This window comes from Brevundimonas diminuta ATCC 11568, assembly GCF_000204035.1.
In the GTDB taxonomy this organism is placed as follows: domain Bacteria; phylum Pseudomonadota; class Alphaproteobacteria; order Caulobacterales; family Caulobacteraceae; genus Brevundimonas; species Brevundimonas diminuta.
In genome coordinates, this window is the sequence record NZ_GL883086.1 from 469,280 (window position 1) to 474,899 (window position 5,620).

Annotated in this window: 6 protein-coding genes and 1 pseudogene; 3 read left to right on the forward strand and 4 right to left on the reverse strand. The window is 67.5% G+C overall.

Annotation, left to right across the window (positions count from 1 at the left end):
• Window positions 1-48 precede the first annotated feature (48 nt).
• Together rodA and BDIM_RS06075 are read left to right on the forward strand one after the other, a co-directional pair.
• Complete coding sequence (rodA, locus tag BDIM_RS06070) at window positions 49-1,206, forward strand: rod shape-determining protein RodA (protein WP_003164692.1); 1,158 nt, start codon at window positions 49-51, stop codon at window positions 1,204-1,206.
• A gap of 28 nt (window positions 1,207-1,234) precedes the next feature.
• On the forward strand, window positions 1,235-1,711 hold the full coding sequence (locus tag BDIM_RS06075; RefSeq protein ID WP_003164693.1) for a DUF6173 family protein: 477 nt from the start codon (window positions 1,235-1,237) through the stop codon (window positions 1,709-1,711).
• Window positions 1,712-1,733: 22 nt separating this feature from the next.
• On the opposite strand, the gene pip is transcribed toward BDIM_RS06075, so the two are convergent.
• Both pip and BDIM_RS06085 read right to left on the reverse strand, forming a co-directional pair.
• Window positions 1,734-2,696: a prolyl aminopeptidase gene (gene pip, locus BDIM_RS06080; protein ID WP_003164694.1), complete on the reverse strand. Its 963-nt coding sequence runs from the start codon at window positions 2,694-2,696 to the stop codon at window positions 1,734-1,736.
• Between the two features lie 41 nt (window positions 2,697-2,737).
• Window positions 2,738-3,106, reverse strand: coding sequence for a DUF423 domain-containing protein (locus BDIM_RS06085; protein ID WP_003164695.1), 369 nt, complete (start codon window positions 3,104-3,106; stop codon window positions 2,738-2,740).
• Window positions 3,107-3,154: 48 nt separating this feature from the next.
• Here BDIM_RS06085 and BDIM_RS06090 point away from each other — a divergent pair, with 48 nt between their 5' ends.
• Window positions 3,155-4,324 (forward strand): MFS transporter, encoded by a 1,170-nt coding sequence (locus BDIM_RS06090; RefSeq protein WP_003164696.1) that lies wholly within the window; start codon window positions 3,155-3,157, stop codon window positions 4,322-4,324.
• Here BDIM_RS06090 and BDIM_RS06095 read toward each other — a convergent pair.
• Window positions 4,310-4,909 carry a hypothetical protein gene (locus BDIM_RS06095; RefSeq protein WP_003164697.1) on the reverse strand — a complete coding sequence of 200 codons (600 nt, stop codon included), beginning with the start codon at window positions 4,907-4,909 and terminating at the stop codon, window positions 4,310-4,312. The two genes, BDIM_RS06090 and BDIM_RS06095, sit on opposite strands and share 15 nt — an antisense overlap.
• 121 nt (window positions 4,910-5,030) lie before the next feature.
• Window positions 5,031-5,620 (reverse strand): annotated as a pseudogene (locus BDIM_RS17435) (tipN); the annotation flags it as partial.

Consider the following 5,620-nt stretch of genomic DNA (forward strand, 5'->3'; position numbering starts at 1 on the left):
CGCTGGCGTCGACGTCGTCGCGCCGCCGCCCCTGACGGAGCCCGGACAATGACCGCATCCGCCCTGACCCGCCCCGGCGAACGCGATCGCCTGTCCAGCAAGTTCGCCGAGCTGGATTGGCGCGTCATCGGCCTGTTGTGCATCCTGGCCGGGATCGGCACGGCCATGCTGTATTCCATCGCGGGCGGTCACTGGCAGCCCTGGGCGGCCAAGCATCTGATCCGTTTCGGGGTCTTGCTGGTCGGCATGATCGGCCTGGCCATGGTGCACCCGAAATGGTGGTTCCGTGCGGCCTATCCGCTGTACGGCGTGCTGTTGGTGCTGGTGCTGATGATCGAGTTCACGCCGCTGGGCTATACGGCGGGCGGGGCCAAGAACTGGCTGAACCTGGGATTCACCCGCATCCAACCGGCCGAGTTCGTCAAGATCGGCTTGGTGCTGGCCCTGGCGCGTTGGTATCACGGCCATTCGGCGCAGGAGGCGCGCTGGTCGTGGAAGCTGCTGATCCCCGTGGGGATGATCGGCGTGCCCTTCCTCCTGGTCGCCAAGCAGCCAGACCTCGGCTCGGCCATGATCATCGGCCTGACCGGGGCCGCCGTCATGTTCATGGCGGGACTGAGCTGGCGTGTCATCGCCGCCGCCGTGGCCGCCGCCGTGGCCGTCATTCCGCCCTTCGTCATGTTCGTGATGCACGACTATCAGCGCAACCGCGTGCTGACCTTCCTGAACCCGGAGGCCGACCCCTCCGGCACCGGCTACAACATCATCCAGTCGAAGATCGCCCTGGGCTCCGGCGGGCTGATGGGCAAGGGCTACGGCCTGGGCAGTCAGAGCCAGCTGGAGTTCCTGCCGGAACGCCATACGGACTTCATCTTCTCGACCGTGTCCGAAGAGTTCGGCTTCCTAGGCTCCTTCACCGTCCTGGCCTGCTATGTCGCGCTGATCCTGATTTCGTTGCGGATCGCGGCCCTGTCGCACAGCCATTTCGGCCGGATCAGCGCGGCGGGCATGACGGCCTTCCTGGCGTTGTTCGTGCTGATCAACGGGGCGATGGTGATGGGGCTGGCGCCGGTCGTGGGCGTGCCCATGCCGCTGCTGTCCTATGGCGGATCGACCATGATGACGGTGATGATCGGCTTCGGCCTGATCCTGTCGATGCGGGTGCATCGCTATGTCGAACTGCCGAAGGGCCAGGGGCTGTTCTAATCGCCTGTACGAGCGTTAGGCTGTCGTCATGACTGTTCAGACGCCCGACACCGAAGCCGCCGACATCCCAAAGGCCGATCCGGCCATGTTCTCCGACTGCGGCGACACGCCCTGTCCGCAACCCGTTCTGGCGGATCCGAAGAATGAGGCGGCGGTCCAGGCCGAGGGGTTGCGGATGCGCGACAACCCGGCCGAGTGGGCCTTCGTCCGCCTGTCCAAGCTGATCGAGGAGTTCGAGGCCAACCTCGACAAGGACGAGGAGATCGGCGCGCGCGTAGTCGGCCTGCCCGGCGATGGGGCCATGCAGGTCATGGACGTGGGCTTCTGGGGCCCGGACCTGATCATGTTCTTCGGCCGGAACGCCGACGGCAAGCCGGTGCGCCTGATCCAGCACTACAGCCAGATCAATGTGGTGCTCAGCGCCATGAAGAAGCCGGAGGAGCGCGAGGCGCGCCGTATCGGCTTCCAGCTCAGCGAGATGGTCGAGAAGACCAATCCGAAATAGCCCCTGAACGCCCCTGTGACGCTTAGAGCGTCGCCGCCCAATCGGTGGCCCGGATCAGGCTGTCGATGATGCCGGGCTCGCTGGAGGCGTGGCCGGCGTCGCCGATGATGTCCAGCTTGGCCTCGGGCCAGGCGCGGTGCAGGGACCAGGCGCCCGAGATCGGTGTCACCACGTCGAAGCGCCCTTGCGCGATCCAGCAGGGGATGTGGCGGATGGTCTCGATGTTCTCGAGGATCCAGTGCTCGCTGTCGAAGAAGCCGCCGTTGGTGAAGTACCAGTTCTCGATGCGGGCGAAGGCCACGGCGAAGTCGGGATCGGCGAACTTGTCCGGCTTGCCTGACGGGCCCTGGATGCTGACGGTCTCGCCTTCCCAGGTCGCCCAGGCCACGGCGCAGCGGTTGCGCTCCTCGACGTCGTCGCCGGTCAGGCGCTTGTAGTAGGCGGCCATAAGGTCGCCGCGCTCGGCCTCGGGGATGGGCGCCAGGAAACGCTCCCAGGCGTCGGGGAAGATCATCGAGGCGCCGTCCTGATAGAACCAGTGCAACTCCTTCTTCGTCAGCAGGAAGATGCCGCGCAGCAGCAGGGCCAGGCACCGTTCCGGGTGCTTGATGGCGTAGGTCAGCGATAGGGTCGAACCCCAGGAGCCGCCGAAGACCACCCATTTGTCGATGCCCAGCATCTCGCGCAGGCGCTCGATATCGGCGACCAGATCCCAGGTGGTGTTGTTCTCAAGCGAGGCGTTCGGCCGCGACAGACCGCAACCGCGCTGGTCGAACATGACGATGCGGTATTTGGCCGGATCGAAATAGCGCCGCATCCCCGGATTGACCGCCCCGCCGGGGCCGCCGTGCAGGACGATGACCGGCACGCCGTGGGGGTTGCCGCTTTCCTCGTAGTAGATCTCGTGGACGCTGTCGGTCGCCATCCAGCCCGAGGCGTAGGCTTCGATTTCCGGGTAGAGGTCGCGGCGCGCAGTGTTGGTCACGTGGGATGCCCTTTGGGAAAAGGATCGTCAGGGTCTGACGTTCAGGCCTTGGCGAGATTGGACTGGAAGGCGGCGAAGAAAATCAGAACCCAGCCTGCAATCATCAGCGCGCCGCCGATGGGCGCCACGGCGCCCATGACCGGCAGGCTCAACAGCCCGATCATGGCCAGGGCCAGGCAGAAGATCAGTCCGCCCGTGCTGGCCAGCCATCCGGCCAGGCTCAGCAGTCGGCTCGGGCCGAACAGCGCCAGGGCGGCGGCCAGGGCGGCGTGCACCATCTGATAGTGACCGCCCGTGGTCAGCAGGGTTTTGACTGCGGGTGCGGCGCCGTGTGCGGCGAAGGCGCCCAAAGCGACAGCCATGGCGCCGTTGAAACCGGCGAAAGCGAGCAGTTTGCGGTCAGGGCTCATGTCTAATGTCTAGACCACAAAAACCCCGAAGTCTGCTATCGCCCGCCGATGAAAGCCGCATCGCGCATGGCGCTGCAATATGTCCTGCTGTTCAGCGCCAGCGGCGTGACCCTGCCGTTCGCCGGCCTGTGGTTCCGTGATCAGGGGCTGAGCGGCGCCCAGATCGGCGCCCTGTTGGCCATCCCCATGCTGGCGCGGGCGGTGACGGGGCCGCTGCTGGCGGTCTGGGCCGACGGTTTCGTGCTGCGGCGAACGCCCATCGCTCTTCTGGGACTGGTCATGGCGGTCGGCTACGGCGGGGCGGGTCTGGTCGAGGGCTTTGTCCTCTGGGCGCTGTTCTGGCTGCTGGGCGCGACGGCGGCGGCGGCTCTGATTCCGCTTAGCGACGTGATGACCCTGCGCGTCGCGGGGCGCGAAGGATTCGCCTTCTCGCTGCCGCGCGGGTGCGGCTCGGCGGCCTTCGTCGTCGCCAATCTGGTCATGGGGGCGCTGCTGACGCGCGTGTCTTCGGACGCCGTCATTTTCTGGGCGGTCGCCGCCTCCTTGCTGATCGCGGTCACGGCCTGGCGCGTCCTGCCGGCCGAGCCTGTGTCTGAAGGCGGTCCTGTATCGAAGCTGGAGCGATTTCAGGGGCTGGGGCGGCTGTTGCGCCGCCCGGTCTTTATGGCGGCGATCTTCTCGATCGGCGCGGTGCAGGCGACGCACGCCTTCTACTACGGCTTTTCGGCCATCAGCTGGCGCGCGCAGGGCTTGGCCGAGAGCGTGACGGGGATGCTGTGGGCCTTTTCTGTCGTGGTCGAGATCGGCTTCATGTGGTGGATCGAGCCGTGGCGTCGCCGCATCGGCATCGGCCCGTGGACCATGCTGTTCATCGGCGCTGGGGCGGCGGTCTTGCGCTGGAGCTTGATGGCCCTCGCTCCGCCGCTGTGGATGCTCATCCCGTTGCAGATGCTGCACGCCCTGACCTTCGCCGCCACCTATCTGGCGGGGGTGCAGATCGTCGAGCGCCTGTGTCCGCCGGACAGCCACACCGCCGCCCAGACCTTGAGCTCGGCTCTGTCGGCCGGGGTGTTGATCGGTCTGGCGACCCTGGCCAGCGGGCCGCTGTACGACGCGGTCGGTCTGAAGGCCTATCTGGCTATGGCGGCGCTGGCGTTGACCGGGGGGCTGGTCGGCCTGTGGGTGCGGTCGAAGGACGCGGCGTCAGGCGACGTTTGAACGGGGCAGGGGCGCCAGGCGACGGGCCATCGCCGAGGCGGCCGTCTTGACCGCCGTCCGGACCGTGTTTTCGCTCTCGCCGTCAGGAATCCGCAGCAGGCCGATGGAGGGAGATTCCAGGCTGTCAGGCAGGTCCGCCAGAATTCGATACAGGATATAGCTTCCCGCATCCTCTTCGGCGTCAGAGTCGGCGATGGCCGAGATCCTGGCCTCCGTTAACTCACGCAGGATGTCGGCGACCGGCGCTGTCACGCGCGCGATGCTGGGGGCGGTGTTGTCCAGCCGTCCCGGCTCGCCCAGACGGCGGTTTTCGGCGCGCATCTGAACCCGGACGGGGCCGGCGTGAACGGTGCGTCCGACCAGCAAAAGAGCCGAGCATTCGCCGCGCGACAGCAAGCCCGTCAGGGTTTCAGCCAGGGCTTCGGCCGAGGCGTCGCCGGGCGTCGCCAGAGTACGCGCGCCGGGCGGGTTCCAGGGCTCGCCGGACAGATCCTCGACGGGATCCCAGGCCCGATAGGACGGCGACCAGGCGCAGATGGAGATGACGGGGCGTCGATCAGGACGGCCGTTGGAATCCAGACCCATCAAAGGAAATAGACCCCCTCTAGCGCCGTCGTGGCGCGCCGCAGCGTGAACGGTGCTTTGAAATGCGGCGTCAGGTCAAGCCTGACCGGCGCCGCGATGGCGTGATGAAAGGGCGAGGCGGTCAGCTCAGGTCGCCTACGGCTGCGTCCAGCAACATGAAGGCGCGGCCCTCGTCGGTCGCCAGCCGCATCTGCACATCTTCGGCGTCGCCGCGTTCCGCCTGGAGCTTCAGCCCATGGGCGAAGGCGCGGACATAGGCCTCGGCGTCGGCGCGCAGGGCGTCGTCGCTCAGCACCCGGCGAGAGACGCTGCGGACGGCGGCCGGCGCCACGCGGCGGACGATCTGACGCGCTCGCGCCGGGTCGTGACCGGCGAAGGCCTGCGCGGCCTCCTCTACGCGGGGCCGGGGCAGCAGAGCGTTGGGATCGACGCCCATACGCCGGATGGCCGAGGTGACGCGTCCAGCCAGGGCGTCGATCTCTTCAGGCGTGCCGATGGCGGCGTTCAGCTCCAATGGGGCGGCGGGCGCGGCGGGCGCCGGTTCCGGTTGAACCAGATCGCGCCAGCTGAGCGCGTCTCCGATGCGGGTCGGCTCGGCATGGGGCGCCTCAGGCGTGTGCGGCGGCGTCGGGGCCGTGGGGATCGGCTCGATCTCGGATTCGACCGGGTGTTCCGGGCGCATGCGGCCCCGCAGGCCAGAAGTCACGCCGG